General features: G+C 69.7%; 16 protein-coding genes and 1 pseudogene. 5 read left to right on the forward strand and 12 right to left on the reverse strand.

The features are described 5' to 3' along the window. Positions 1-19 precede the first annotated feature (19 nt). Complete coding sequence (locus tag ACWD4G_RS32330) at positions 20-3,811, forward strand: multifunctional oxoglutarate decarboxylase/oxoglutarate dehydrogenase thiamine pyrophosphate-binding subunit/dihydrolipoyllysine-residue succinyltransferase subunit (RefSeq protein ID WP_451299732.1); 3,792 nt, start codon at positions 20-22, stop codon at positions 3,809-3,811. Positions 3,812-3,869: 58 nt separating this feature from the next. On the opposite strand, the gene fxsT (ACWD4G_RS32335) is transcribed toward ACWD4G_RS32330, so the two are convergent. The 9 genes from fxsT (ACWD4G_RS32335) to fxsA form a co-directional block, all read right to left on the reverse strand. Beyond that, positions 3,870-7,331, reverse strand: a complete 3,462-nt coding sequence (fxsT, locus tag ACWD4G_RS32335) for an FxSxx-COOH system tetratricopeptide repeat protein (protein WP_451299734.1) — start codon at positions 7,329-7,331, stop codon at positions 3,870-3,872. Further along, positions 7,331-8,629, reverse strand: coding sequence for a CHAT domain-containing protein (locus ACWD4G_RS32340; protein ID WP_451299736.1), 1,299 nt, complete (start codon positions 8,627-8,629; stop codon positions 7,331-7,333). Before ACWD4G_RS32340 ends, fxsT (ACWD4G_RS32335) begins: the two co-directional genes overlap by 1 nt. Next, positions 8,619-10,550, reverse strand: coding sequence for a magnesium chelatase (locus ACWD4G_RS32345; protein ID WP_451299738.1), 1,932 nt, complete (start codon positions 10,548-10,550; stop codon positions 8,619-8,621). The genes ACWD4G_RS32340 and ACWD4G_RS32345 overlap by 11 nt, the downstream gene beginning before the upstream one ends. Positions 10,551-10,558: 8 nt before the next feature. Beyond that, positions 10,559-11,503, reverse strand: a complete 945-nt coding sequence (locus ACWD4G_RS32350) for an AAA family ATPase (RefSeq protein WP_451299740.1) — start codon at positions 11,501-11,503, stop codon at positions 10,559-10,561. Then, on the reverse strand, positions 11,500-11,895 hold the full coding sequence (locus ACWD4G_RS32355) for a CU044_2847 family protein (RefSeq protein WP_451299742.1): 396 nt from the start codon (positions 11,893-11,895) through the stop codon (positions 11,500-11,502). Before ACWD4G_RS32355 ends, ACWD4G_RS32350 begins: the two co-directional genes overlap by 4 nt. A 106-nt stretch (positions 11,896-12,001) precedes the next feature. Beyond that, positions 12,002-15,004 carry an FxSxx-COOH system tetratricopeptide repeat protein gene (gene fxsT / locus ACWD4G_RS32360; protein WP_451299744.1) on the reverse strand — a complete coding sequence of 1,001 codons (3,003 nt, stop codon included), beginning with the start codon at positions 15,002-15,004 and terminating at the stop codon, positions 12,002-12,004. Between the two features lie 217 nt (positions 15,005-15,221). Next, entirely contained in the window at positions 15,222-16,670 is a 1,449-nt protein-coding gene (locus ACWD4G_RS32365) for an aKG-HExxH-type peptide beta-hydroxylase (RefSeq protein ID WP_451299746.1), read from the reverse strand. Then, positions 16,667-17,911, reverse strand: coding sequence for an FxsB family cyclophane-forming radical SAM/SPASM peptide maturase (locus ACWD4G_RS32370; RefSeq protein WP_451299748.1), 1,245 nt, complete (start codon positions 17,909-17,911; stop codon positions 16,667-16,669). The genes ACWD4G_RS32365 and ACWD4G_RS32370 overlap by 4 nt, the downstream gene beginning before the upstream one ends. A gap of 180 nt (positions 17,912-18,091) precedes the next feature. Beyond that, the gene (gene fxsA / locus ACWD4G_RS32375) at positions 18,092-18,268 is read right to left on the reverse strand and encodes an FxSxx-COOH cyclophane-containing RiPP peptide (RefSeq protein WP_451299750.1); all 177 of its coding nucleotides are present in this window, start codon (positions 18,266-18,268) and stop codon (positions 18,092-18,094) included. A 209-nt stretch (positions 18,269-18,477) separates the two neighbouring features. Between fxsA and ACWD4G_RS32380 the strand changes: the two genes are divergently transcribed. After that, on the forward strand, positions 18,478-18,657 hold the full coding sequence (locus ACWD4G_RS32380) for a DUF6104 family protein (protein WP_003992906.1): 180 nt from the start codon (positions 18,478-18,480) through the stop codon (positions 18,655-18,657). An 83-nt stretch (positions 18,658-18,740) separates the two neighbouring features. Here the strand turns inward: ACWD4G_RS32380 and ACWD4G_RS32385 are convergent, their stop codons facing one another. After that, complete coding sequence (locus ACWD4G_RS32385) at positions 18,741-19,568, reverse strand: hypothetical protein (protein WP_451299752.1); 828 nt, start codon at positions 19,566-19,568, stop codon at positions 18,741-18,743. Between the two features lie 185 nt (positions 19,569-19,753). On the opposite strand from ACWD4G_RS32385, the pseudogene ACWD4G_RS32390 reads away from it, so the two are divergent. Continuing rightward, positions 19,754-20,629 (forward strand): annotated as a pseudogene (locus ACWD4G_RS32390) (DUF4097 family beta strand repeat-containing protein); the annotation flags it as partial. Positions 20,630-21,212: 583 nt separating this feature from the next. After that, on the forward strand, positions 21,213-22,331 hold the full coding sequence (locus tag ACWD4G_RS32395) for a helix-turn-helix transcriptional regulator (protein WP_451299753.1): 1,119 nt from the start codon (positions 21,213-21,215) through the stop codon (positions 22,329-22,331). A 115-nt stretch (positions 22,332-22,446) separates the two neighbouring features. Here the strand turns inward: ACWD4G_RS32395 and ACWD4G_RS32400 are convergent, their stop codons facing one another. Beyond that, entirely contained in the window at positions 22,447-23,412 is a 966-nt protein-coding gene (locus tag ACWD4G_RS32400; protein ID WP_451299755.1) for a zinc-binding dehydrogenase, read from the reverse strand. Positions 23,413-23,813: 401 nt separating this feature from the next. Then, positions 23,814-25,052 (reverse strand): NAD(P)-dependent malic enzyme, encoded by a 1,239-nt coding sequence (locus ACWD4G_RS32405; protein WP_451299757.1) that lies wholly within the window; start codon positions 25,050-25,052, stop codon positions 23,814-23,816. Positions 25,053-25,672: 620 nt separating this feature from the next. Between ACWD4G_RS32405 and ACWD4G_RS32410 the strand changes: the two genes are divergently transcribed. After that, on the forward strand, positions 25,673-26,632 hold the full coding sequence (locus tag ACWD4G_RS32410) for an ABC transporter substrate-binding protein (RefSeq protein WP_451299759.1): 960 nt from the start codon (positions 25,673-25,675) through the stop codon (positions 26,630-26,632). Positions 26,633-26,654 lie beyond the last annotated feature (22 nt).

Below are 26,654 nucleotides of genomic sequence, written 5' to 3' on the forward strand. Positions count from 1 at the left end.
GAAGAGGGCGGTTGCCGCCGTGTCGCCACAGTCCCCCAGTAACTCGAGCACCTCCACCGAGACGGACGGAGCGGGCAAGAACGCCGCTGCCGCGTTCGGTGCCAACGAGTGGCTCGTCGACGAGATCTATCAGCAGTACCTCCAGGACCCGAACTCGGTAGACCGAGCCTGGTGGGACTTCTTCGCCGATTACAAGCCAGGGGCCCCCACCTCGGCTCCGGCGGGTACTGCGGCCAAGGGGGCCGCAGCGACCACCACGCCCGCGGCCCCCGCCGCCCCGGCGGCTCCGGCCCAGGCGGCCCCCGCGGCTCCGGCCCAGGCCGCCGCCCCCGCCCCGGCCGCCGCGAAGCCCGCCGCCGCTGCCCCGGCCCCGGCCGCCGCGAAGCCCGCGCCCGCCGCCAAGCCGGCCGCCGCGAAGCCGGCCGCTCCGGCGGCCGCCGCCGACGGCCCGGAGCTGATCACGCTGCGCGGCCCCGCCGCCGCGGTCGCGAAGAACATGAACGCCTCCCTGGAGCTGCCCACGGCCACGTCCGTGCGCGCGGTCCCGGTGAAGCTGCTGTTCGACAACCGCATCGTCATCAACAACCACCTCAAGCGCGCCCGGGGCGGGAAGATCTCCTTCACGCACCTGATCGGCTACGCGATGGTGCAGGCCATCAAGGCCATGCCGGCGATGAACTTCTCGTACGGCGAGAAGGACGGCAAGCCGACCCTCGTCAAGCCAGCGCACACCAACCTCGGCCTGGCCATCGACCTGGTGAAGCCCAACGGCGACCGTCAGCTCGTCGTGGCCGCCATCAAGAAGGCCGAGACGCTGAACTTCTTCGAGTTCTGGCAGGCCTACGAGGACATCGTCCGCCGCGCCCGTGACGGCAAGCTGACGATGGACGACTTCACCGGTGTCACGGTCTCCCTGACCAACCCCGGCGGCCTCGGCACCGTCCACTCCGTGCCGCGTCTGATGCCCGGCCAGTCCGTGATCATGGGCGTCGGCTCCATGGACTACCCGGCGGAGTTCCAGGGCACCAGCCAGGACACCCTGAACAAGCTCGGCATCTCGAAGGTCATGACGCTCACGTCGACCTACGACCACCGGGTCATCCAGGGCGCCGCCTCCGGCGAGTTCCTCCGCCAGGTCGCGAACCTGCTGCTCGGCGAGAACGGCTTCTACGACGACATCTTCGAGGCTCTGCGCATCCCGTACGAGCCGATCCGCTGGTTCCGGGACATCGACGCCAGCCACGACGACGACGTCACCAAGGCCGCCCGGGTCTTCGAGCTGATCCACTCCTACCGGGTCCGCGGCCATGTCATGGCCGACACCGACCCGCTGGAGTACCGCCAGCGCAAGCACCCCGACCTGGACATCACCGAGCACGGCCTCACCCTGTGGGACCTGGAGCGGGAGTTCGCGGTCGGCGGCTTCGCCGGCAAGTCGATGATGAAGCTCCGCGACATCCTCGGCGTTCTGCGTGACTCGTACTGCCGTACGACCGGCATCGAGTTCATGCACATCCAGGACCCCAAGCAGCGCAAGTGGATCCAGGACCGCATCGAGCGCCCGCACACCAAGCCGGAGCGCGAGGAGCAGCTGCGCATCCTGCGCCGACTGAACGCGGCGGAGGCCTTCGAGACCTTCCTGCAGACCAAGTACGTCGGCCAGAAGCGCTTCAGCCTGGAGGGCGGCGAGTCCGTCATCCCGCTGCTGGACGCGGTCATCGACAGCGCGGCGGAGTCCCGTCTCGACGAGGTCGTCATCGGTATGGCCCACCGAGGCCGCCTGAACGTCCTCGCGAACATCGTCGGCAAGTCGTACGCGCAGATCTTCCGCGAGTTCGAGGGCAACCTCGACCCGAAGTCGATGCACGGCTCCGGCGATGTGAAGTACCACCTGGGCGCCGAGGGCACGTTCACCGGCCTGGACGGCGAGCAGATCAAGGTCTCCCTGGTCGCGAACCCCTCGCACCTGGAGGCGGTGGACCCGGTCCTGGAGGGCGTCGCCCGCGCCAAGCAGGACATCATCAACAAGGGCGGCACGGACTTCACGGTCCTGCCGGTGGCCCTGCACGGCGACGCGGCCTTCGCGGGCCAGGGCGTGGTGGCCGAGACCCTGAACATGTCGCAGCTGCGCGGCTACCGCACCGGCGGCACGGTCCACATCGTCATCAACAACCAGGTCGGCTTCACGGCCGCCCCGGAGTCCTCCCGCTCGTCGATGTACGCGACGGACGTGGCGAGGATGATCGAGGCCCCGATCTTCCACGTGAACGGCGACGACCCGGAGGCCGTGGTCCGCGTGGCGCGGCTCGCCTTCGAGTTCCGCCAGGCGTTCAACAAGGACGTGGTGATCGACCTCATCTGCTACCGCCGCCGCGGTCACAACGAGTCGGACAACCCGGCGTTCACCCAGCCGCTGATGTACGACCTGATCGACAAGAAGCGCTCGGTGCGCAAGCTCTACACCGAGTCCCTCATCGGTCGCGGCGACATCACCCTGGAAGAGGCCGAGCAGGCGCTGCAGGACTACCAGGGCCAGCTGGAGAAGGTCTTCACGGAGGTCCGCGAGGCCACCTCGCAGCCCGCCGCCGCCGAGGCCGGCGACCCGCAGGACGGTTTCCCGGTCTCGGTGAGCACCGCGATCTCGGCGGAGACCGTCAAGCGGATCGCCGAGTCCCAGGTCAACGTCCCGGACCACATCACCGCCCACCCGCGTCTGCTGCCGCAGCTGCAGCGCCGGGCGTCGATGGTCGAGGACGGCACGATCGACTGGGGCATGGGCGAGACCCTCGCCATCGGCTCCCTTCTCCTTGAGGGCACCCCGGTCCGCCTCGCCGGTCAGGACTCCCAGCGCGGCACCTTCGGCCAGCGTCACGCGGTGATCATCGACCGTGAGACGGGCGAGGAGTTCACCCCGCTGATGTACCTCTCCGAGGACCAGGCGCGGCTGAACGTCTACAACTCCCTGCTCTCCGAGTACGCGGCCATGGGCTTCGAGTACGGCTACTCGCTGGCCCGCCCGAACGCGCTCGTGATGTGGGAGGCCCAGTTCGGCGACTTCGTCAACGGCGCCCAGACGGTCGTGGACGAGTTCATCTCGTCGGCGGAGCAGAAGTGGAGCCAGACGTCCGGCGTCACGCTCCTGCTCCCGCACGGCTACGAGGGCCAGGGCCCGGACCACTCCTCGGCCCGCCCGGAGCGTTTCCTCCAGCTCTGCGCGCAGAACAACATGACGGTCGCCATGCCGACCCTCCCGTCGAACTACTTCCACCTCCTGCGGTGGCAGGTGCACAACCCGCACCACAAGCCGCTGGTGGTCTTCACCCCGAAGTCGATGCTGCGCCTCAAGGCCGCCGCGTCGAAGGCGGACGAGTTCACGACCGGCGAGTTCCGCCCGGTCATCGGCGACGACTCGGTCGACCCGGCCGCCGTCAAGAAGGTCGTCTTCACGGCGGGCAAGGTCTACTACGACCTCGACGCCGAGCGCCAGAAGCGCGGCGCGAAGGACACGGCGATTATCCGCATCGAGCGCCTCTACCCGCTCCCGGGTGCCGAGCTCCAGGCGGAGATCGCCAAGTACCCGAACGCCGAGAAGTACCTGTGGGCCCAGGAGGAGCCGGCGAACCAGGGCGCCTGGCCGTTCATCGCCCTCAACCTGATCGACCACCTGGACCTCGCGGTCGGCGCCGACGTCCCCCACGGCGAGCGCCTGCGCCGTATCTCCCGCCCGCACGGCTCGTCGCCTGCGGTGGGTTCGGCGAAGCGGCACCAGGCTGAGCAGGAGCAGTTGGTGCGGGAGGTGTTCGAGGCGTAGATCTCGGCACTCACGTACTGGCGGAGGGTCCGGTCCCCTTGGGGGCCGGGCCCTCCGGCTACGTGGTCAGCGGTTCGAAGTTCCAGAAGGGGCGCTCGCGAAGAGCTTCCCCTTGGTCGTCCTTGGGATCGCGCAGTGCGGACAGATCCGCCTCCAGGCCCCGCCGGGCGGCCTTGGTCAGGGGATGGTCCGGCCCCAGTGTGTGAGCCGCGCGGGCCACTGTGTCCCGGCTGAGTGCGGCCGCCGACTCCGGGCGGCCCGTGAGACAGCGTGTCGCGGCGACATTGATGGCACAGCCCAGCGTCCACGGATGCCCGGGCCCCACCGCCGCGCTCATCTCCGACAGTGCCCGCTCGGCGCGTGCGTGCGCGTGCTCCCGCTCACCGACGGCGCGGAGGACGAGGGCGTGGTTGCCCCGGGCCCCCGCGGTATAGGGATGTGTCGGCCCGAGCAGCCGCTCGTACCGGTCGACGACCAGTTCACTCAGTCGGCGTGCCTCGTCCACATCGCCGTGCTCGCGCGCGTAGCAGGACTGGGCGACCGCGAAGATCAGCGTGCGGGAGTCGGACCGGCCATAGATCCGTTCGCCTCTCGTGAGTACGGCGCCGAACCGGTCGCGGGCGCCCTCGACGTCGTCCATCCGGTACTGGCACTGGGCCAGGTTGTACTCGGCGTAGAGGGTCTGCGCGTGCTCGTCCCCGAGGACCTCCCGGTGCCGTTCCAGGCATTCCGTCTGGAGGTCCACGGCCTCCCTGTAGCGGCCCAGCAGGCGAAGGTCGACGGCACACCAGATCTCGGAGGACAGCGTCCACACGTCGCGCGGGCCCAGGACCCGCCGCCGGTGCCGGAGGACGGCCTGGTCGATCGCCAGGGTTTCCGTGTAGCGGCCGAGCAGGCGCAGGGACACGGCCTTGTTGTTCAGCGCGGCCAGGGTCGACGGGGCATGCTCCCCGTCCAGATCGGCATAGCCCGCACACGCCTCTTCGGACAGGTCCAGCGCTTCCTCGTAGCGGCCGAGGGGCCGCAGGTCCGCGGCGAGGGAGCCGATCGCCCGCAGGTACGCCCGCCGCCTCGTCCCTCCCGTCGCGCGGTGGTCCTCGACCGCCGCACGGTTCACCGCCTCGCTGGTCCGGAAGTCGCCCACCGCCCGTAGCAGGTTGGCGTAATGGTGGCCGAGGTCCCACGACAGTTCGGGGTGCTCGCCGGCGAGTTCCTGCCAGGCCGTCAGGGTCTGCTCCGCGAGGCGGATGCCGGTGCCGTTGTCCGCCGACACGTAGAGGTAGCGCAGGCAGTTCAGAATCAGCCGGTGCGCGGAGGGGTCCGGGCTGGACAGCAGTTCCGCGTACTCCAGGTGCGGTACCAGTTCCGCGTACCGCGACCATGTGGTGACGTCGTCCGGGCTGCCGGGATCGGCCGCGACGAGCGCCAGCCGAGCCACGGTGGCGCTCTGCCGGTAGTCCTCCACCGCCATGTCGTGGCGCACGGTCTGGTGCACCATCCGGTGCAGTGACAGCAGTTCCCGCGTCGGATCGTGCGCCGGATGCTCGACCCGGACCACGGAGTACTTGCGCAGCTGCTCGACAGCACGGTTCCAGCGGGCCGTGTCCGTGAGCAACCGCGCGATGTCGTACGGCAGTTCGTCGGCCGGTGTCCTTCGGATCAGATGGGCCGGGACCGCGTCGGGGGCGAAGAACGTGGACAGCCTGAGGAGTTGGACCGAGTCGGGGGAGGCGGCCCGGTACTTGTCCAGCAGGATGGTCCACGCCGTACGGAAGCTCATCGGGAAGTCGTCGGGCACATGGACCGGACTGTCCGGACCGGCGTCCCTGGCGAGCAGGTCGAGGTAGTCCGCCACCGGCACGCCCGACTCGTCCAGCCACCCCGCTGTCTGGTCGAGGAGAAGCGGCAGGTCCTGCAGCACTTCCGCCAGTCGGTGCGCGTCGTCCGGGGTCAGCCGTGGGGCACGCCGGCGGATGAACGCGACCGACTCCTGACGGTCGTAGGCCGGGACCTCCACGAGCCCGCCGCGGTGATTGCCCCACTCCGGGTCGCACGAGGTGATCAGGACATGGCCCGGGCCGTACGGCACCAGGTCCCGGATCTCGTCCGGTTCGTCGGCACCGTCCAGGATGAGCAGCCAGCGCGGATACGGGTTGCCGGTGCGCAGCGCGTCCCGCACGGCACGCAGCCGCTCGCCGTACGCGGCTCCGGTCGGCAGTCCCAGGGCCGGGGCCAGCTCGGCGAGGCCCTGTCGGAACGTGGCCTGGTTGCCCGCGTTGACCCACCAGACCACGTGGTAGCCGGACGCGAAGCGATACGCGTACTCGGCGGCCAGCTGTGTCTTGCCGACCCCGGACAGGCCGTGCAGCGTGACCCTGCTCTCGCGCTGGAGCAGTTCGTAGGTGGCGTTCAGCAGGGGCACGCGGCCGGTGAAGCGGTCGTTGCGTTCCGGTACGCGTCCCCAGACCCGCAGGGTGTGGACGGGGAACGGCGGGCCGGTCTCCGCGGACTCGGGCCGTGGGTCGGCGGGGAGGTCGAGACGGTCCAGGAGGCGGTGTTCCGCCTCGTCGGCCCGTACGTCGTGCAGGGTGACGGCGTCGAGTTCGGTCGCCGTCGCAGGCTGGACCGAGGGGGCCACCGTGACCGCGGCGAACCGTTGCGCGCTCGGCACGACGACTTCTCGGAAGGCCGCGTCCCATTCCTCACGGGTGCGGGTGCCCAGGCGGAAGTACGGGTCGCTGAAGAGCAGCAGAACCGGCCCCGGCGACAGCAGGAGGTCCCGTAACGCCTCCCTGAGGTCCACGCCCCGGGGTGGGCCCCATCGCTGGAGCACGACGCGGTGGCCGCGCTGCTCAAGCCGGTGCGCGATCCAGTCGGCCCAGGCGCGGTCGAAGCCGGCGAAGCTGATGGTGACCGTCTGGCGCCCGGTGCGTGGCCGGCGGCGTCGGCGCCCGCGTCCGGCGTCCGGCGGATCTCCGTGCCGCAGGGGTACGAGGGGGACGCGGGAGGCCCCGGTGCGGTGGTCCGACGGGCTCCATGTCTGGTCGGCGAGATCGGACGGTGGTGGCTCCGGCAGCCTGTTCGCCGAGGAGACCCGCTCGCGCATGATCGCCGCCAGGCGCGCCGCCGGCGCCCGGCCGGGCTCGCGTTCCCGGATCTCGGAGGCGAGTTCCGCCTTGCGGACCGGTACGCCCCACTGGTTGCTCACCGTCAGCCACAGCGACGCGTTGCCGGTGGCCCGTGCGGTCGACACCCGGAAGTGGGCGGGGCCGTACGTGCCGCCGAACCGGTGCAGGACGACGCTCGGTTCGTCCAGGGCCGTGCAGACGAAGTAGGGGGAGCCGTCCAGGCTGATGGTGAAGGTGAACTCCTCCTCCGGGTAGGGCCAGGCCCGCTCGGTGTCCTCCTCCGGCAGCGGCCCCCTCAGGTCGACGGTGACCAGGTAGTCGCATTCCGTCTCCGCCACGCGGGGCCAGGCCACGACCGGTTCGATGAAGAGGGTGTGCTCGTCGACGTTCATCACGAGCCCCCTCCCCAGGCGCTGTGCCCCTTGTCGCTGACGAGCCGCAAGGTGGTGAGCGGATGCCCGTAGTAGTGGAACATGAAGGCGTAGAGCAGCCGCAGCACGCGTTTCTGACCGACCATGTCGACGTGCCCCTCATCGTTGCGCGTCGTGGGGATGGCCGCCAGGGTGCCGAAGTCCTCGACCGCGCGGGCCCGGAACGCTCGCAGGGTCTCGGTGACGGGACGCTCGGGGTGGTCGGCCACCTCGCGCATCAGCCGCCGGATCAGTATGCGGGCCTCCACATCTCCTACCCGTCCGGCGGCGACGATGCACCCGCCCGCCCCTTTGCGCAGGAAGAGTTCGGCGAAGCCGCGCAGCGCGTGCTCGCCCTGTGCGCGGTTGTGGACGAAGCGCCCCGAGTGGCAGGCGTTGAGGCACACCAGGGAGCGGTCCGTCCGCAGGACGTGCATCGTCTGGCCGTTGTACTCCGCCCAGGTGCGGTCGGCCAGCGTGAGCCGCATGACGGCGTCGCCGTACGTACCGTGGCAGCCCATGTAGACGAGGCCGGTGCGCTCTTCGGGGGTGTCGAGGGCGCGCAGGAAGGGTGTCATCCGCGGATGCGTCTGGTGGACGTACGGGGTGAAGAGCAGACCGTCGTCGACCATGTCCTGGTGCAGATAGGCCAGGATTCTGCCGTGGCACTCCGCGGTGCGTTGGGGCAGGCCCTGGCTCCCGTCGTGGACGGTCATCCAGCGGGCCAGCCGGAGCAGGGAGCCCAGCAGCCCTCCGGGCAGTCCGAGCCGGTCGTCGGAAGGCACCCAGAACAGCTCCCACGGCAGCTCCAGGCCGGTGTCGTCCCACACGACGAGGCGCAGCCGGTCCCCGTGCCGGGCCCGCAGGCGGTTGATCCAGTCGGCCAGTTCCCCCTGGTTGCCCGACCAGAGTTGGGTACAGCGCAGGATCTCGGACGGGAACTCGCCCGACTCCGTGGCGTTGCCGAGGCCGACGGAGGGGGCGGTGAGCCGTGCCGGTCCGCTGGAGCAGACGAGATCGCCGCACCAGCCCTGGAACCGGTACTCGTCCTGCCCGCCGGCCCGCATGACGTGCAACACGGCGCACCCCTCCTCCAGCTGGTCGTGGAGCCTGGCGTCGACCGTGCCCGTCCCCGTGGGCGGTTCGTTCGGGCGCAGCAGGTGCAGGAGCGACGGTGCCTCACGGCGGACCGCCGCTCGGGGTCTGGCCAACGGTGCGCGACGGATCGCGTTGCCCGCTCCGGTCAGCCAGCGAGGGCCGCGTTGCGGCTCACCACTCACCGGCGTCTCCTCCCCCGTCCCCGGCCGGGCCTTGGTGGGCGCGCCCGTCGACCACGGCTCCGCCCAGCGAGTCCGCCAGGGAGAAGGGCAGGTCTCCGTAGGGTTCCCGGCCCGCGTCGACCACGTAGACGTGCAGTCGTGTCCGGTCCATGGCCCGGATGTCGGCCGCGGCGCGCAGGGCGTCGGCCACGCCTTCCGCGCCGACCGGACCGCTCAGCCGCCCGGTGTGGCTGACACGCAACGGGATGTTGCCCCGGCCGTCGGTGATCACCACCAGCCACGCTTCGACGAGACCGCTGCCGTGTTGCCGGAAGGCCCGACGCAGAGCCCGTGCGGCCTGTTCGACGCCGTGCGCCAGCGGGCTGGCCCGGCCCGGTGGCCGGTAGAGGGCGGCGAGGATGCGCGGGTCCAGGACGCTGCGCGAGGCGAAGGACTCGGCTTTCAGTTCGTCCGCCGTGTCCGCGCTGCCGACCTCGACGACGTGGACCGCGGCCCGTTCCGTGTACGCCCAGTGCAGGAACGGTGTGAGGGCGTCCTGCCAGTCCCAGTCCCTTCGGCAGGTGTGGTCGAGGAGCAGCACCAGCATGCGTTCCGGTGTGCCGGCCCGGACGTAGCTCTGCAGGTCGACGGGTGACACGGTGAAGCGGCCGGCGCGGCGGACGCGCTGGTGCACGGCGGCCTCGCGGACCGTCCGCGCATAGGCCAGGTCGCTCAGATCACGAGCCCGCCGGGTGCCGATCACCACCCCACGCTGCGAGGCGCGTCCGGCCGTGCGCTGCCAGGGGCTGCGCAGGGGCGCGAAGTCACGCGGTACGTCGGCTCGGTCCTCCGGGTACGGGGTGGCCAGGACGGCGGGGGCGCCGCCCGGAGCGCTGCCGACTCCCTCGGCCGGTTCGGGCTCCAACAGTGCCTGGTTCCCCTCGGCGGGCCGTGGGTCGGCCGGGTCCGCTCCTCGTCGGTCCGTGGTGTCGCCGCGTGGCCGAGGGCGGGGCCGGGGCCGGAAGGTCGAGGAACGTGTGCTGTCGGCCGACTGCTCGCCGGCCGGGTGCGTCTCCGTGACGGCCAGTCCCATCAGACGGGCGGCGGCGTCGCAGTGCCCGGCTTCGGCCACCCGCTCCCCTTCCAACAGGGCGAGCGCGCGGGCGAGTCTGAGGAGGGCGAGTTCCCTGCGAACGCTGGCTTCCGGCCCCAGGAGCAGGCTGGTGCGGCTGATCGCCGAGTCCGTGACCGTGACGGGTGGGGCGTCGCCGGAGGCGTCCGCGGCGTGGGCCGCCATGTCGAGCCAGGTGGACGGCACAGTGGCGAGCAGCGTCTCGACGTCGAACGGCCTCAGGTCCGCCACGGGCAGCCGGAGGGCGAACCGGTCGAGCAGATGACCGCTGATGCGGCCCGCGTCGGCCGAGCGGCAGGCCGCCAGCCAGCGGGCGCGCGGCCGGGCCGCGTGCCGGAGCCCCGCGTGCTCGACCACGGCCACGTCCGCGCCCAGGAGTTGGACCGCCCCGCGCATGCCGGCGACGCTCAACCGGTTGAGATCGGGTACGGCGACCACGGGCGGCGGCCCGGCGCGACCGTCCGCCTGGATGAGCGGTCCGGGGGTCAGGTGGAACGCGATGCCGTCGGGTTCCTGTCGCAGTACGAGCCGGGCCCACAGGTCCTCGTCCCGGCTGGTGGCGCCCAGCATGACCATGGGAGGCGCCTGCTGCCGGGCGCCGCCCAGAATCCGGTTGAAGAGACGGGTCACCGGATCGAGCAGTCGCGGCTCCAGGTCGAACAACAACACGCTGGACAGGGCGGGATCGACGGCGGCACAGACAAAGGCCCTGCACAGCCGGGCCGTCAGCGCGTCCGAGTGTTCCGTCGGCTCCGACAGGCCGGGGGCGCCGGAGCCGGGCGCGGCGTCGTTCGGCGGCTCGGTGGGCATCGGTTGCCTCAGCCGAGCTCGAAGAGATCCTTGACGCGGGCCCCGTCCTCGGGCCCCCAGTCGAACGTGCCGCCGTGCGCGGTCTCCGGCCGGCGGTGCCGGAACGCCATCGGCAACACCCGCAGCAGATGGCGCGGCTCGACCGGATTCACGTCCTCCAGCGCGGCGAGCGCCCTGGCGGCCAGCGTCGCGACGATCTCGCCACGCTGTCCGACGGCGTCCACCCGTTCAGCCACCTGGGCGCACATCAGGGCCACGTCGTCGGGCACGCGCGTGTCGTAGACCCTCTCCCTGGCCCCTTCCAGCCGTTCCCGCGCGGCCGCGTCGTCCGCGGCCGCCTCCCGCAGCCAGGCGGATGCCTCTTTCCCCCGTTCCTCTTCGAAGGTCAGTACGGTCCTGATGGTCTGGTGCCGGGCCTCCGTGTCCAACTGCCGGGCCGCGACCATGAGTCCGAAGCGGTCCAGTAACTGCGGGCGCAGCCAGCCTTCCTCCGGGTTCATCGTCCCCACCAGGCCGAAGGACAAGTGCTTGGCGGTGGCCAGGCCTTCCCGCTGCACGGACAGCACCCCCGTCGAGACGACGTCAAGGATGATGTTGACGAGGTGGTCGTCGAGGAGATTCACCTCGTCGACGTACAGCAGTCCTTTGTCGGCGGCCTCTTCCAGCAGTCCGGGCTGCGGACGGGCCTCGCCGCGCATCAGTGCCTCCAGCTGCCAGCCGCCGACCACCCGGTCGTCCGTCGCGTTGATCGGCAGGGTGACCGGCAGTTCCGAGTGGACCATCAGGGCGAATGCCCGTACGAGAGTGGATTTCGCGGTGCCTCGCGCCCCGGCCATCAGCACCCCGCCTATGCGGGGGACCACGTGGTTGAGCTCCAGTGCCAGCTTGAGATCGTCCTGCCCGACCACGCGGCTGTAGGGGAGGATCGGCACGCTCGCCGTCACCTGGCTCACGATGCATCTCCCCCCGGCTCCTCCGGCTGCCCGCCGGTCCGCCATCGGAAGGTGATCTGCAGTTGTGCCTCGGCCTTGCTGGTGACCAGAGCGGCCACTCCGGTGTCGACCTTGATGGCCAACTGCATCTCGATCTCGTCCGGCCTCAGTTCATCACTGAGTTCACCGAATCGCCGCACGGCCTGGGCCGCACATCGCCGGGCGAGGTCCAATCCATCGGTGTAGGCATCACGGGCACTCTGCACCACGCGTTGGGTGGCTCGGCCCCTGGTTTTCTCGTCGCCGTAGATGGCGTCGAGGCCATCGGGGACGGCTGCCGCCGGTTCGGTCTCGACTTGGATGGGAATCGGCCCGTCCGCTCCCGCCGGAACGGGCCCCACTAAAATCACCACACGTCCCCCTGGTCAACTCAATTGTTGCGTGCGGTCGTTGGGAGTGAGATCTGGGTCATTCCCCGGCGCACCGCCGGTTATGCCCTCCGCTCCACGGCTCCCCCACTCACGGATACAAGGGCTCGAAGTCCCAGTACGGGCGTTTACGGGAACGAGCGGACACGGTACGCACATGCTGAGGCCCAAGGGTCTGATGCAGATCTGCCAGCGCTTCCTTTTCGATCTTTTCGGCTTGCTGAGGCTTCCTCAGTCCTCGAAGGTCATCGGCGAGAGCGACACGAGCCGAGAGCGTCAGAGGGTGAGTCCGGCCGAGGGACTCCGTGGCATGCCCCACCGTGACCTCACTGAGCTCGGCGGCGGACTCCAGATCGCCCATCAGCTTGCGGATCGCGGAGGTGCTGATGGCGCATCCGAGGGTCCAGGGGTGGAGTTCCCCGACGGCCGCGGTCATGTCGATCAACGCTTGCTCGGCCAGATCACGGGCCTGCTCACGCTCACCCACGTCACGCAGAATCAACGCGTGATTCAACCGGAATCCCGGGATCATCGGGTGGCCCATGGGGAACGTGGTTTCGCACCACGCGATGACTGCCTCGCTGGCGGTCCGAGCCTCATCAATACTCCCGAACTCCCGAGCCCAGCAACTGTAAGTACTGGTGAAGCTCATGGTGTCGGGATGCGTCTCCCCAAGAACTCGTTCGCCACGCTCGCGCACATCAGCGAGCAGGGCTCCGACCGAGGCAGAACCACCCCCGTGCCGGAGACAGATCGCCAGGTTGTACTCGGCGAGCAGAGTGACGCGATCTCGCTCTCCGAGTTCCCTCCGGCACTCGCGGGCGTGGTCCCTCTGAGCGGACTCGGCCTCCTTGTATCGACCGAGCAGGCGCAGATCGAGGTTTCGCGACAATTGCGACCACAGCGTCTCGGAATTACTGGGACCCAGGAGTCGAAGCCGATCCTCAAAAACGCGCTTATCGATTTCGAGTGCGTCTTTATAGCGCCCGAGGAGTCGGAGAGTGACACCATGGTTGTTGAGAACACGCCGAGTCGTGATCGAGTCGTCCCTCAGGTGTTCCCGACACATGGCGACAAGCCACTCATCGAGTTCCAAGGCCTCGTCGTAGCGAGCGAGACCGCGCAGATCAGCCGCGAGACCGCTGACTGCACGAATATGGTCCAGGGCCCTTGGCGGAGGGTTTTCCGTCATGAAGTCGACGACAACCCGGTTGATCGCTTCCGAGCGTTCGTAGTCGCCCACCTCGCGGAGCAGGTTGGCGTAGTGCCGGGTGAGCTCCCAAATACGCGGATGGTTTTCACCCAGGAGTGGACGCCATGCCTTCATGGCACGCTCGCCGAGCTTGATGCCCGCCCTGAACTCACCGGAGAGATACATGTACCTGAGGCTGTTCAGGGTCAGGCGCTGTACACCTTCGTCCTGGCTCTGCAGGACGTCCGCGTGCTTGAGATGGGGCACGAGCCTCTCATACCTTCCCCATAGCGCACGGTCGCTGGGGTCCCGGGGGTCGGCCGCCACCAGCGCCCGCCGCGCGACGTCGACGAGTTCGGCGCGTTCCTCGTCGGACATCTGCTCCCGGACGATTTGGTGCACCATCCGGTGGAGATAAAACGGCTCACCGGACAGCACCGTCTCCTCCGCAGCATCCTGGAAGTCCTCTCGGATGACGGAGTAACGCCGCAACTGCGTGATGGCCCTCGCCCATCGATCCGAGTCCTCCAGGAACTCTTTGATCCGCTCGGGCAAGCCATAGGTGGGCATCTCCCGGAGCAGACGCACAGGAATGAGGCCCGGGGCGAAGAACGTACACAGTCGCAGCAGATCGACAGAGTCGGGAACTGTCTCACGCAGCTTTTTCAGGAGTATCGACCAGGCGTTCCGGAAAGGAAGCGGGAAATCTGCGGATACCCTCACCGCGTTGCGATCGATGCCTCGCTCCAAAAGCTCGATGTAGTCCTGTACCGAGACGTCCGAGTCATTGAGCCAGCCGGCTGTCTGGTCCAACAACAGAGGCAGGTCCTCCAGTGCCTCCGCCAGCTGATGCGCGTCGGGCCTGCTCAGCCGTGGGGCGCGACGGCCGATGAAGGCCACGGACTCCGGCCGGGAGTAGACGGGCACTTCCAGCAACTGGCTGTTGTGGTTCCGCCATTGCGGATTCCGGGACGTGATGAGTACGTCACCGGTGCCGGTCGGCACGAGGTCCGAGATCTGCTCGGGCTCATCGGCACCGTCCAGGACCAACAACCAGCGGGAGTGCGGCCGCCCACGCCGTAGGGCGTCCCGCACGGCGCGCAGCCGTTCGCCGTAGTCCGCGCCGGTCGAGAGGCCGAGCTTGGGCGCCAGTTCCGCCAGATGCCGCCGGTACACGGCTCGCGTTTCCGCGTTCACCCACCAGACGACGTCGTACTCAAGACGGAACCGGTATACGAACTCGGCGGCCAGCTGTGTCTTCCCCACCCCGGGCATGCCGTGAAAGGTCACGACCGCCGCACCGGGCTCCGCGCCCTGCAGCAGGCCGTATGTGTCGTTCAGCAAGGCTTCGCGACCGGTGAACCGGGTGTTGCGCCGTGGAACCCCGCCCCAGATCTCCGGTGTGGCCAAGGGGAATCGCGGGCCGGGCCGTTCGGCGGCGGAGCGCAGTACGGGTTGCCCGAGCATGTCGAGCCGGTCGAGCAGGCGCCGCTCGGCCTCGTCCGCACCAGGGTTGTTCAGATCGGCGGCCGCCAAAACAGTAGTGGCCGTGGGCACCGAGGCATTGGTGACCAGGACCGCCGCGAACCTGTCGCGATCCGGGACGACCACCTCACGAAGGGCTGCGTTCCATTCGTCGTACGAGCGGCCGCCCAGCTGGAAGTACCACTCGCTGAGGACGATCAGAATGCGACCGGGGGCGAGCTTCAGGTCCCGCAGGAGATCCACCAGCGGAATCTCTTGCGGAACATCCCAACGCTGGGTGTTGACGCGGTGTCCTCGCCGTTCCAGCCGGTCCTTGATCCAAGCCGCCCAGGCACGGTTGTAGCCGGCGAAACTGACGGTGATGGTCTGCTCAGCACGCCCGTCGGCCGACCCAGCCGACACACGGCCTCCCGGCATGAAACGCCCCTCCCCCGCGGTCGTCTCCGCGCGAGTCTAGACGCAAGCCGGGAAGGGCAACAGGTCTATTTGCGCCGCGAGTTGGAGCGCTTCACAGCCAACAGACCAGCATCATTGGTAGAATATCCGACTTGCTGGAATTTACACCTCTTTGCCAGGCGATCAGAATGCGACCAAAACGATCAGGCACCGATAGGACACGCTTCACCTCCCTCGTTTAGCGGTCGCCATAGACGCTCATCCAGCGCATCCGAGCCGCCCTCACGCCCTCTTCGGCGTGAATCCGTATTCGATGGGGTGATGGATCGCCGTTCATGCGTTCACATTGTTCCGACAGCCCTTCGACCACCGCCCGCCCCGCCGCCGTGAGGTCTCCCGATTCGATCACCGGCAGGGTCTCCGCAACCTGCGCCCGATATCTCGCGTGCTCACGCCAGGCCGCCTCTCTCTGCGCGGGCGACACCTCGTCGGCCAGCGCGCAGCGGTGAAAGAAGTCGGCCAGAGCCACATGGCTGTAGACACCCTGCAATAGGCCGTCATATGGCCTCGGATCAGGCCGCCATGGGGCGAAGTAACGTTCCCTCAAACCTTCACCGTGAAGGGTGACCATCTCGCCGAGGGCACCGAGCTTGGCGTGCTGGATCTCGTGCACGAGGGTTGCCGCGAACGTCGCCGGCGAAGGCGGAGCGCTGCTCAGCACCGCGCCGAACGCCTCACGTCGCGTCCCGCTGCAACTCCCCGTGCCGGTGACCGTGCCGCCACCATCCCCGTGGGCGCCCGTCGGCTCGACGAGCGGCACAAGGCAGCGCAGCAGTACCGCGGCTTCCTCCCCCCGCTGCCCACCCCCGAGCCGGAGCATCGCCAAAACACCGGACCAGGAATCGAGCCAACGACGCCACGCCGCCTCGTCGAGGCTCGCGGGACCACTGAGGTCCTGGTGGCGCGGCCCGCTCACTCCTCTGTAGGGGTCGAGATCATCGAGAGGCACCGGCGGGGAGCCGGGCAGGAGCCCCGGCAAGGCGTACTGCGGCTTCCAGGCGGCATCGTCGGACCGTGTGACCCCACCCGCCCCGGCCTCCAGATGGACCACGGTGTCGATCTCACCGGGCTGACGCAAGATCACTCGACCGCTCCCGCACACGACCTCGATCGCCGTCTCCCCGGGCACCGCAGTACGCAAGGCGCCCAGAGAGGGCAGGAAGAGGACCCCGTCCCGCGCCGTGAGCCGCCCGGCGAAGGGCAGGCCCGCGCGGATCGCGGCGGACGCCGCCAGCGCACTGAAGTGAGCCAGATCGCGGTGCAGGGTATGCCGCCGCTCCTCCTCCGAGCGTGTGACCTCACGGCCGCGCAGCGCCCGCAGACAACTACGCGCCCAGGGGCCCACCAGCGGATACAGGAGCAGATCCCGGGCAGGGGAGATGCCGTTACGTTTCTCCCCGCCCACGATGTCCGCCTCGTCCAACAGCGCCCAGTCCTCCTTCAGGCGCTCACGAAGTGAAGGAGGGCACAGCCTCGTATCCGCGGCCTCGACGGCATCGAGCACGGCGCGGAGGAGGAACAGTCGACGGGTGTGCTGGTCCCGTACCAGAAGGGCCAGGGTTTTGGGACCGCCTCCGGTGCGCCCCAGTTCACGGAGGGCTTCCTCGGACAGCGCCGACGAGATCACCGCAGGTCTCCTTGGGATGCGACGGCACCGTCGACGACGCCGCTCGACGGCCCCGTCCAGGCGGCGAGTCTTCCGGCCACGTGCCGGATGAAGCGTTGCAGGTCGCCGCAGTAGACCGAAGGGTTCGAGAAGCCGTGCCCGGCACGGTAGCGGTGGGCGTAGTGGCCGCCCCCGCACACGGTCAGCAGCGGGCATGCACGGCACTGCCGCCCCAGAGCGGCGGCTCCCGACTGCCGTGCGGCGACTCCGGGATGGCGCAGCGCCTCGTCGAAGCTGTTGCCGAAGACGTCGAGCCCGGTGCGGGCGGCGCCGTCGTAGGCGGACTTCAACGAGTCGACCTGCTCGATGGAACCGTCCGTCTCCACGACGACGGCGTCGAACGGGGCCAGGCCCAGCGACTCCGTGGCCGCCGGCAGACCCAGCAGCAGCGCCACGCACTCCTCGAAGAGCCGCACCTTCGTCCGCCGGCGCGCGCTCTGCCACCAGTGGTCGAAGACGGCGCACAGCCAGTCCCCGTACGGGGCGGCCCTATCAGGGGTCCGTCCAGGGTCGATGTGCGGCGGCGGAGAGGACCAGTTGCCGTGCGGCAGCAGGAGGTCGACAGCCGGTGGGCGCAACGCGAGCAAGGAGTCGAACACCTCGACGGGGTTCGTCTCCGGATTCACGACCGCCAGGACCCCGGCGTACGACTCCGGGAAGCTGTCGGCGAGCAGCCGGGCACCGCGTGCGGCGGCCGGCCAGGACGGTCGGCCCCGGTGATCCACACGCTGTGCGTTGTGGGCCGGGAGTCCTCCGTCCAGGCTGACGCCGACCCGGATGCGGTGGCGGGCGAGTACGCGGAGCCGTGCCGCGGTCAGAAGGGTGGCGTTGGTCTGCAGGACGGCGTGGACGGCACACGCGTCCGGAACGCTCTCCCGTACTCGTTCGGTGAAGCCCGCGAGGGTCTCCGCTCCGGCGAGCAGCGGTTCCCCGCCGTGCAGGACCAGGGAGAGCGCTCCCAGACCATGCGCCGTCGCGTGTTCGGCGATGCGCTCCGCCGTACGGGAAAGGACCTGGGGCGACGCCGGCCCGGGGCGCTCCTGCCAGGTGCGGTCGGGGCCCTCGTAGAGGTAGCAGTAGCGGCAGGCGAGATTGCAGCGGCCGTACACCTTGACGATGAATTGCCGGAAGGGGGCGGGCGCCCCGGTTGCCGGGGCGGGTACCGCCTCGGTGGTCGCGTCCGTGCCCCCGCGCTGTCGCATTCTTCCCCCGCGGCGTCCGGCACCCCGCCTCCGGCGGGCGTGCGCCATGGACCTGACCGTCCGGTGTGCCATTCCCAGGCACGTCGTCGGCACAAACGCGGCGCCGTCGAAGGTGTCCGATTCGGCCGACGGGTCGGCCGGAACCCGGCATGACACGGCCACAGGACCGGCGGGGCGTGGTCAGAAGGCGTTGTTGAACCCCCACAGCATCTCGGACGGCTGCTCCGCTCTCTCTCGGAGTTCCGCCAGTACCTCGGCCAGCACGGGATGCTGGATGGTCCGTAGATCCGCGAGCCGCAGCTCGAGAAGGTCCGGAAGCGGTTCCTCGCTCCGTGCGGCATCGTCCCGTACGCCCATGGCGTGGCTCTCCCTCCCCTTGAGTCCGTGATCGGTAGGCCTCGTGTGTCGCCTCTGGGCGCACCGCCGTCCCGTAGGGCATACCCCGCGAGCGGCACGGCTGAGCACCTGACGGCTCGGCGGCCCGTGGCCCTGGGCGTGTGTCCACGCTCGCGTCGGCCCTTCTATGCTTTTCGGAGCCCTTCCCTGAAATCGACGGAGCGTCTTCCATGTACTTCACCGACCGTGGCATCGAGGAACTGGAGAAGCGGCGTGGTGAGGAGGAGGTCACCTTCGAGTGGCTCGCCGAGCAGCTGCGGACGTTTGTCGACCTGAATCCGGACTTCGAGGTTCCGGTGGAACGTCTGGCGACGTGGCTGGCGCGGCTGGACGACGAGGACGACGAGTAGCGCGTCAGGGGCTGGAGCGTCGGTCGTGGAGGGCTGGAGCGTCGGTCACGCGGGTGCGAGCGTCAATCGCGTGGGTTGGGACGTCAGTCGCGTGGGTGGGAGAGGTCGTAGAGCAGGCCGAGGGCGCCGTGGCCGATGAGGAGCCCGCCCGCCACGAACCAGCCGCCGTTGCGGCGGTACACCCCCCAGAGGGCGAGCGGTAGTCCTGTCAGAAGCTGGGCGGTGGCCAGGGCACGGGCTCTGGGAGTGCCCGCCCAGGGGAGCCAGGGGCCGAGGCGTCCCCGTTCGATGGCGTCGAGTTCCGCACGGACGGCTCCGCGCCAGCCGGTCCACTCGATGCGCTGGACGTCACGCTGGACGCGGGCGACCTCGCGGAGCCGGTCGGCGGGTTCGCCGGGGCTCAGTCCGGCGGGGAGGGCCACTCCCGCGCGCGTGAGGACGGCGAGGAGGCTCAGCAGGCGCGTACGGGCGTTCGCGGCGGGGTCGGGCTCGGTGAGGGCGTCCAGGGACTCCGCGTCGAAGATCGGGTCAAGGCCCAGCCGGGCGGCGAAGGTGCGCATCGCCTCGTGCTCTCCGACCGGGGTGCCGTTGGCGAGCCAGATGTAGCCGACGGTGCGACGGAAACCGGCGGCCAGGATGTAGCCGCTGCGGTCGGCGTCCCACCACAGGGCGAGGACGGGCCAGGGGGCGCCGACGGCGAGGGCGGAGGCCCATCCGTTGAGGACCCGGTCGACGGGCTCGCTCCCTAGCAGCCAGGGCTTTCCCTCGGGCACCAGCACACTCCACTCGGGGCCGGCCGAGGTGAGCAGCATCCGCTCCCGGAGGAGTTGGGCGACGGTGGCGACGGAGTCGGCCCCCGCCCGGCAGAGCAGCAGGGCACCGGGAGCGGGGGCGGAGCTTTCCGTCGACATGCACCCACGCTAGGGCGTTTTGTTCGCATACGTCCCCGCGAGATCACCAGAACGAGTGTCTTGACTTCGCGCGACCGCGATATATCGTGAATTACGGAAGACGCGATAGTGCGTGTGCGGTGTGGAGAGGCCGCGCCCAGCGCCGTTCAGGTACCTGTCCTGCCCCTGTCGAGGAGGTCCGCACCATGTCCGAGTGGTCCGTCGCCGAGCCACGAAGGCTCACGTTCGACGAACCGGTGACGGCACTGCATGTGCGCGTCGTCAACGGAACGGTGAACGTCGTGGGCACAGACGAGGGTTCCGCGCGTCTGGAGGTGTCCGCCCTGGAGGGCCCGCCGCTGACGGTGACTCAGAAGGACGGCACCTTGACGGTCGCCTACGACGATCTGCCCTGGAAAGGCTTCCTGAAGTGGCTCGACCGCAAGGGACGGCGACGCAGCGCGCTGGTCTCGCTGGCGGTTCCGGCGAGCACCCACGTGGAGGTGGGCGTGCTCGGCGCCACAGCCGTGGTGTCCGGCGTCGAGGGGCGTACGGAGGTGAAGGGCGTCTCGGGCGACACGACGCTGGTGGGTTTGACTGGTCAGGTACGGGCGACGACGGTCTCCGGGACCGTCGAGGCGCAGGCTCTCAAGGGCGATCTCCAACTGAGTTCCGTCTCCGGCGACCTGACGGTCATCGACGGTTCGTGCCCCACCGTGAAGGCGGACTCGGTGACCGGTTCGATCGTCCTCGACCTCGACCCCTCCGGCCCCACCGATGTCGGCCTCACCAGCGTCTCCGGCGAGATCGCCATCCGGCTCCCCCACCCCACGGACACGGAGGTCGAGGCCAACACCGCCGGCGGCACCATCTCCAACGCCTTCGACGACCTCCGCGTCAGCGGCCCCTGGTACGCCCACAAGGTCACCGGCCGCCTCGGCTCGGGCAACGGCCGCCTCAGGGCGACCACCGTCTCCGGTTCGATCGCCTTGCTGCGCAGACCACCACAGGAAAATGGGCCACGGGGGGACGAGGTGTGGGGCCGGGAGCCGTCTGGCGCAGAGCCGTTGGGCGGGGAGCCGTTGGATTGGGACAAGGAACCGTTGGAGGAGGAGCCGGAGAAGCCGGGGCGTGGGGAAACCGGACCGAGCGGGGGCGGGGCCCGGAGTGATGACGCCTCGGTCGGGAGCGGTCCCGGCTCGGGTGAGCCTGTGCGGGAAGGGCGGGAAGGGGGCGATGGCGCCTTGATCGGGAGCGGCCCCGGACTGGGCGAGGCCGTGCGGGAAGAGAGCGGTGGCACCGCGGCCGACAGCAATCCCGCCTCGGGTGAAGCCACGTGGGAAGGGAGCGATGACACCTCGGCCGACAGCGGCCCTGGTCCGGGTGAAGCCGCGAGGGAAAGGGGTGGGCCGGGGGTGGGCGTCGGGGCATCGGAGCGACCGGGTGCGGCTTCGGCCGTCGACGCGACCGATGCCTCCGCCGGCACCCCGAGGACGATTCGGGCCGCTGCCGTGACCGACAATTCAACTGTCGGCTTCCCCGAGCCGTCCGAGGAACCGCCGGGTCACACGGCGGCCGAGGGGCCGGGCGGCGCCGCGCCGGACGAGTCGGCCACCTGCCCGGCCTCCCGCACGACCCCCACGACCGACAAGAAGGTGCCTTGACATGCCTCCCGTCTTCGCCCACGGACGCCTGCGGCTGTACTTGCTGAAGCTGCTGGACGAGGCGCCGCGCCATGGCTACGAGGTGATCCGGCTGCTGGAGGAGCGCTTCCAGGGCCTGTACGCCCCCTCCGCCGGCACCGTCTACCCGCGCCTGGCCAAGCTGGAGGCCGAGGGCCTGGTCACCCACACCACCGAGGGCGGCCGCAAGGTGTACGCCATCACGGACGCCGGCAGAGCCGAACTGGCCGACCGCAGCGGCGAGTTGGCGGACCTGGAGCTGGAGATCCGCGAGTCGGTGGCGGAGCTGGCCGCCGAGATCAGAGCCGATGTCCAGGGCGCGGCGGGAGACCTGCGCCGAGAGATGCGGGCGGCGGCCTCGGAGGCCCGCGTCCGCAAGGGCACAGGCGCGGGCACGGGCACGGGCACTGGGGAGCAGAGCCCGCTCGGGGAGTTCGGGGAGTACGCCGACAGCGAGGCATGGCGGGCTGCGAAGGAGGAGATGCGCCGCGTCAAGCAGGAGTGGAAGGAGCAGGCCCGCCGGGCCAAGGACGAGAGCCGACGCGCCCGAGAGGAGGCGCAGCGCGCCCGCCGCCAGGCCAAGGAGGCCCAGGAGCGGGTCCGCACCCAGGCCCAGGAGGAACTGCAGCGCATCGCCAAACGGGTCCAGGACCACGTCCAGGACCATTTCAGCCGAGGCGACTGGCCGACCGGAGTGCGCGAGGGCCTGACCGAACTGGCCAAGGAGTTCGGCGAGTTCGGAAAGGATTTCGGCAAGGAGTTCGGCAGGGACTTCGGCTTCGGCCGCCCGGGCACGACCGAGCCCAGAGGCAGCAGCGGTGACGGTGACGGTGCGCCATCGGCCGGTAAGGGCATCGGGGAGCCCGACTACTCGACCACCCCCGAGGACTTCCCGGGCGTGTACGAGCCCGCCTGGGTCCACGAGGCCTCGACGGGCGACCCCGCCCGCGACCTGGACCGCCTCCTGGACCGTTTCCGCGACGACATCCGCGACGCGGCCCGGGACCACGGGGTGACGGAGGACCAACTCCGGGACACCCGCCGCCATCTGTCCACAGCGGCCGCCCATATCGCGGCGACGCTACGGGTGCCGAGGGGGTAGGCCGAAGAGGTGGGCCGAGGGCCGGCACAACGGCGGCCGGCCCGGAAGCATCAGGCCGGCCGCTGTGACGCACCGAGCGGGGGGACGTATCGACGAAGCCCGAACCCTGGCGGGGCTACGGATTGGTGAGGACGATCTTTCCGAACTGGTCGCCCGATTCCATGCGGGCGAAGCCCTCGCGGGCGCGGTCGAGGGGCAGGACCTCGTCGATGACAGGGCGTACGCCGGTGGTGGCGCAGAAGGAGAGGAGGTCTTCCAGTTCGTCCTTGCTGCCCATGGTGGAGCCGACGACCTTGAGTTCGAGGAAGAAGATACGGGTCAGTTCGGCGTGGGAGGGGCGGTCGCCGCTGGTGGCGCCGGAGATGACGAGGGTGCCGCCGGGGCGGAGGGACTTCACCGAGTGGGACCAGGTCGCGGCGCCGACGGTCTCGATGACCGCGTCGACGCGCTGCGGCAGCCGGGCCCCGGACTCCAGGGCCTCCACGGCTCCCAGTTCGACGGCCCGCTTGCGCTTGGCCTCGTCGCGGCTGGTGGCGAAGACCCGTAGACCGGCGGCCTTGCCGAGCACGATGGCGGCGGTGGCGACTCCGCCGCCGGCACCCTGGACGAGTACGGAGTCGCCGGGGCGTACTCCGGCGTTGGTGAAGAGCATGCGGTAGGCCGTGAGCCAGGCGGTGGGGAGGCAGGCGGCCTCTTCGAAGGAGAGTTCCTTGGGCTTGGGGAGGATGTTCCAGGTGGGGACGGTGACCTGTTCGGCGAAGGTGCCCTGGTAGCGCTCGGTGAGGATCGAGCGGGGCTCGTCGGGGCCGACGCCGTGGCCGGTCTGGCCGATCACCGAGTGGAGGACGACCTCGTTGCCGTCCTCGTCGAGGCCGGCGGCGTCGCAGCCGAGGATCATGGGCAGTTTGCCCTCGGGGAGACCGACGCCGCGCAGGGACCAGAGGTCGTGGTGGTTCAGCGAGGCGGCCTTCACGTTCACGGTCGTCCAGCCGGGCCTCGGGGTCGGGGCCGGGCGGTCCCCCAACTCCAGTCCGTTCAGGGGTTGGTCACGGTCAATGCGGGCGGCGTAGGCAGCGAACATGGGCCTGACCATAGGGGGATGCCGGGCCCGGCGGAACCGGAGAGCCCTGTGACACGCGTCCCGCCGCCCCTACCCGTCCCATCCACAACTGGGGGCTACGCCCCCAGACCCCCGGGTGAGTTGTTCGACTGCGGGTGGGTGGGGGCCGGTCGCGCAGTTCCCCGCGCCCCTTAAAAGCATGGGGTGCCTCCAGATCTTTCAGGGGCGCGGGGAACTGCGCGAGCGACCACACACAACCCGCACCCGCCAACCAACCCACACCACCCGAGCTATCACGCGCCAGGGGGCAAAGGGGCACAGCCCCTGGGGACGGGAATGGGTAGGGGCGGCGGGGGCGAGAAAACGCCGACGGCTCCGCCCCACTGATGCGGGGCGGAGCCGCCAAACGACCGACGCCAAGGTCAGCGCCGAGCAACCCCCTCCGCCCGAGCCGCCGCGGCCACCGCCGCGGTGACCGCCGGAGCGACCCGCTCGTCGAACGGCGACGGGATGACGTAGTCGGCGGCGAGGTCGTCCCCGACGACAGCGGCCAGCGCCTCAGCCGCGGCGATCTTCATCCCCTCGGTGATCCGGGACGCCCGCACCTGCAGCGCACCGGCGAAGATCCCGGGGAACGCCAGCACGTTGTTGATCTGGTTCGGGTAGTCGGAGCGCCCGGTGGCGACGACGGCCGCGTACTTGTGCGCGACATCGGGGTGCACCTCGGGGTTCGGGTTGGCCATGGCGAACACGAACGCGCCCTCGGCCATGGAGGCGACGGCCTCCTCCGGGACCGTACCGCCGGAGACACCGATGAAGACGTCGGCGCCGGTGAGGGCGTCCTCCAGGGAGCCCTTGAGCCCGGCCTTGTTGGTGAACCCGGCGACCTCGCGCTTGACGTCGGTGAGGTCCTCGCGGTCGGCGGAGATGATGCCCTTGCGGTCGGCGAGGGCGACGTCCCCGATGCCGGCCTCGACGAGCATCTTGGCGATGGCCACACCGGCCGCGCCCGCACCCGAGATCACGGCCCGCAGCTGACCGATCTCACGGCCGCTCAGCCGCGCCGCGTTGCGCAGGGCCGCCAGCGTCACCACGGCCGTACCGTGCTGGTCGTCGTGGAAGACGGGGATGTCCAGGGCGTCCTGGAGCCGCTTCTCGATCTCGAAGCAGCGGGGCGCCGAGATGTCCTCCAGGTTGACACCGCCGAAGGAGGGGGCGAGCCGGACCACCGTCTCGACGATCTCGTCGACGTCCGTGCAGGCGAGCGCGATCGGCACCGCGTCGACGCCGCCGAACTGCTTGAACAGGATCGCCTTGCCCTCCATCACCGGGAGGGACGCCTCGGGGCCGATGTCGCCGAGGCCGAGCACGGCCGTACCGTCGGTCACGACGGCGACGACGGACGACTTCCACGTGTAGTCGTCGACGAGTTCGGGCTGCTCGGCGATGGCGGTGCACACGCGCGCGACGCCGGGCGTGTAGGCGAGGGACAGATCGTCCTTGTCGCGGATCGGAACAGTGGACTGGACGGCCATCTTGCCGCCGCGGTGCAGCGCGAACACGGGGTCGAAGGAATCGAGCGGCTCGCCGCCCTCCTGGCCCGTATGACCCGTCCTGGTGTCGCCGCTGTCGGTGCGAGGATTGACAATCTCCGCTGCCACTTTGTTGTACCCCTTAAGTCTTCATGGTTTGAGGGTGACCGCTCCCGGTTCGGGAGTGGGCGGGCACCGCGTAAGTCCCAGGTCATCGATACGTACGACGACGAGTACGGGCTCAGACGCGACGGGCGCGCCGCACACGCGCCCTGGGCCCCGGATGAGGGGTGTAAGGAACCTTCTTACCGGACGGACGGCGCCGAGGACGAGTCCACACCCGTTCATACCTTCAAGGTCACAACTCGGAGGTCATTTGAAGACGATCATGGGCGCGGCGACTCATCGAGGGATGGCAGGACACGACAGGACATGTCCACGCATGTCGCAATCCGCTTGAATGCGGCCGCGTATGCGGAATTCACGGCCGACCGCATCCTGAGATGCGCCGAAGATCCTCCGGCCGCAATAAGAGAACTCCGTAGAAGATCCGGTCCGATCGCCCGCTCCACGGCGGTTCATGAGTCAACCGGGGGTGAACCCGTTATCCGATTTTGACATGGAGGGTCATCTGAATGCACATACCCGAATGGCAAGATGCCGTAATCACACGAGGTCGCGACACTCGAAGAGGCGTGTCACCCGCCGACCGCCCGGCATCTCCACCCACCCCGTCGGAGGAACCCACCATGACCGCAAGCACCACCCGTCGTACGACCGGCCTGCGCACCCGTACAGCCGCCGTCGGAGCGATCGCGGTCGCGGGCGCCCTGCTGCTCACCGGGTGCGGTGACCAGACCAAGGACAAGGGTTCCGACACCGCCACGACCAGCTCGGCCCCGCTGGCCGACAAGCTGCCCGCGTCGATCCGGGACAAGGGTGTGATCAACGTCGGGTCGGACATCGCCTACGCGCCGGTGGAGTACAAGGACAGCAGCGGCAAGGTGGTCGGTATCGACATCGACATCGCCAACGCGCTGGGCAAGCAGCTCGGTGTGGAGTTCAAGTTCCAGAACGCCACGTTCGACACCCTGATCGGTGGTCTGGCGGCCAAGCGGTACGACATCGCCATGTCGGCCATGACCGACACCAAGGACCGCCAGGAGGGCATCGACGCCGACACCGGCAAGAAGGTCGGCGCGGGCGTCGACTTCGTCGACTACTTCACGGCCGGTGTCTCGCTCTACACCAACAAGGGCGACGACCAGGGCATCAAGACCTGGGACGACCTCTGCGGCAAGACGATCGCCGTGCAGCGCAACACGTTCTCGAACGACCTCGCCACCGACCAGGCGAAGAAGTGCAAGGACGACGGCAAGGGCGAGCTGAAGATCGAGGACTTCGCCACCAACCCCGAGGCCGAGACCCGGATGCGCTCCAAGGGCGCGGACGTCGTCTCCGCCGACTACCCGGTCGCCGCGTACTCCGTGAAGACCTCCGGCGACGGCGACTACTTCGAGATCGTGGGCGACCAGGTCGAGGCGGGCCCGTACGGCATCGCCGTCGCCAAGGACAACACCGAGCTGCGGGACGCGCTGCAGGCCGCCGTCCAGGCGATCATCGACAGCGGCGAGTACAAGGAGATCATCGAGAAGTGGGGCGTCGCGGACGGCGCCATCACCGAGGCCAAGATCAACGGCGGCTCCTGACCCTTTGATTACCGCTTCGGTT

The organism is Streptomyces sp. NPDC002643 (assembly GCF_053592555.1).

Bases quoted from the DNA above. Each gene is read 5' to 3' on its own strand.
- ACWD4G_RS32370 (WP_451299748.1), bottom strand. From the start codon at position 17,911: ATGCGACAGCGCGGGGGCACGGACGCGACCACCGAGGCGGTACCCGCC.
- fxsT (WP_451299744.1), bottom strand. From the start codon at position 15,004: ATGCCGGGAGGCCGTGTGTCGGCTGGGTCGGCCGACGGGCGTGCTGAG.
- ACWD4G_RS32400 (WP_451299755.1), bottom strand. From the start codon at position 23,412: ATGTTCGCTGCCTACGCCGCCCGCATTGACCGTGACCAACCCCTGAAC.
- ACWD4G_RS32410 (WP_451299759.1), top strand. From the start codon at position 25,673: ATGACCGCAAGCACCACCCGTCGTACGACCGGCCTGCGCACCCGTACA.
- ACWD4G_RS32345 (WP_451299738.1), bottom strand. From the start codon at position 10,550: ATGCCCACCGAGCCGCCGAACGACGCCGCGCCCGGCTCCGGCGCCCCC.
- ACWD4G_RS32385 (WP_451299752.1), bottom strand. From the start codon at position 19,568: ATGTCGACGGAAAGCTCCGCCCCCGCTCCCGGTGCCCTGCTGCTCTGC.
- ACWD4G_RS32395 (WP_451299753.1), top strand. From the start codon at position 21,213: ATGCCTCCCGTCTTCGCCCACGGACGCCTGCGGCTGTACTTGCTGAAG.
- fxsA (WP_451299750.1), bottom strand. From the start codon at position 18,268: ATGGGCGTACGGGACGATGCCGCACGGAGCGAGGAACCGCTTCCGGAC.
- ACWD4G_RS32380 (WP_003992906.1), top strand. From the start codon at position 18,478: ATGTACTTCACCGACCGTGGCATCGAGGAACTGGAGAAGCGGCGTGGT.
- fxsT (WP_451299734.1), bottom strand. From the start codon at position 7,331: ATGAACGTCGACGAGCACACCCTCTTCATCGAACCGGTCGTGGCCTGG.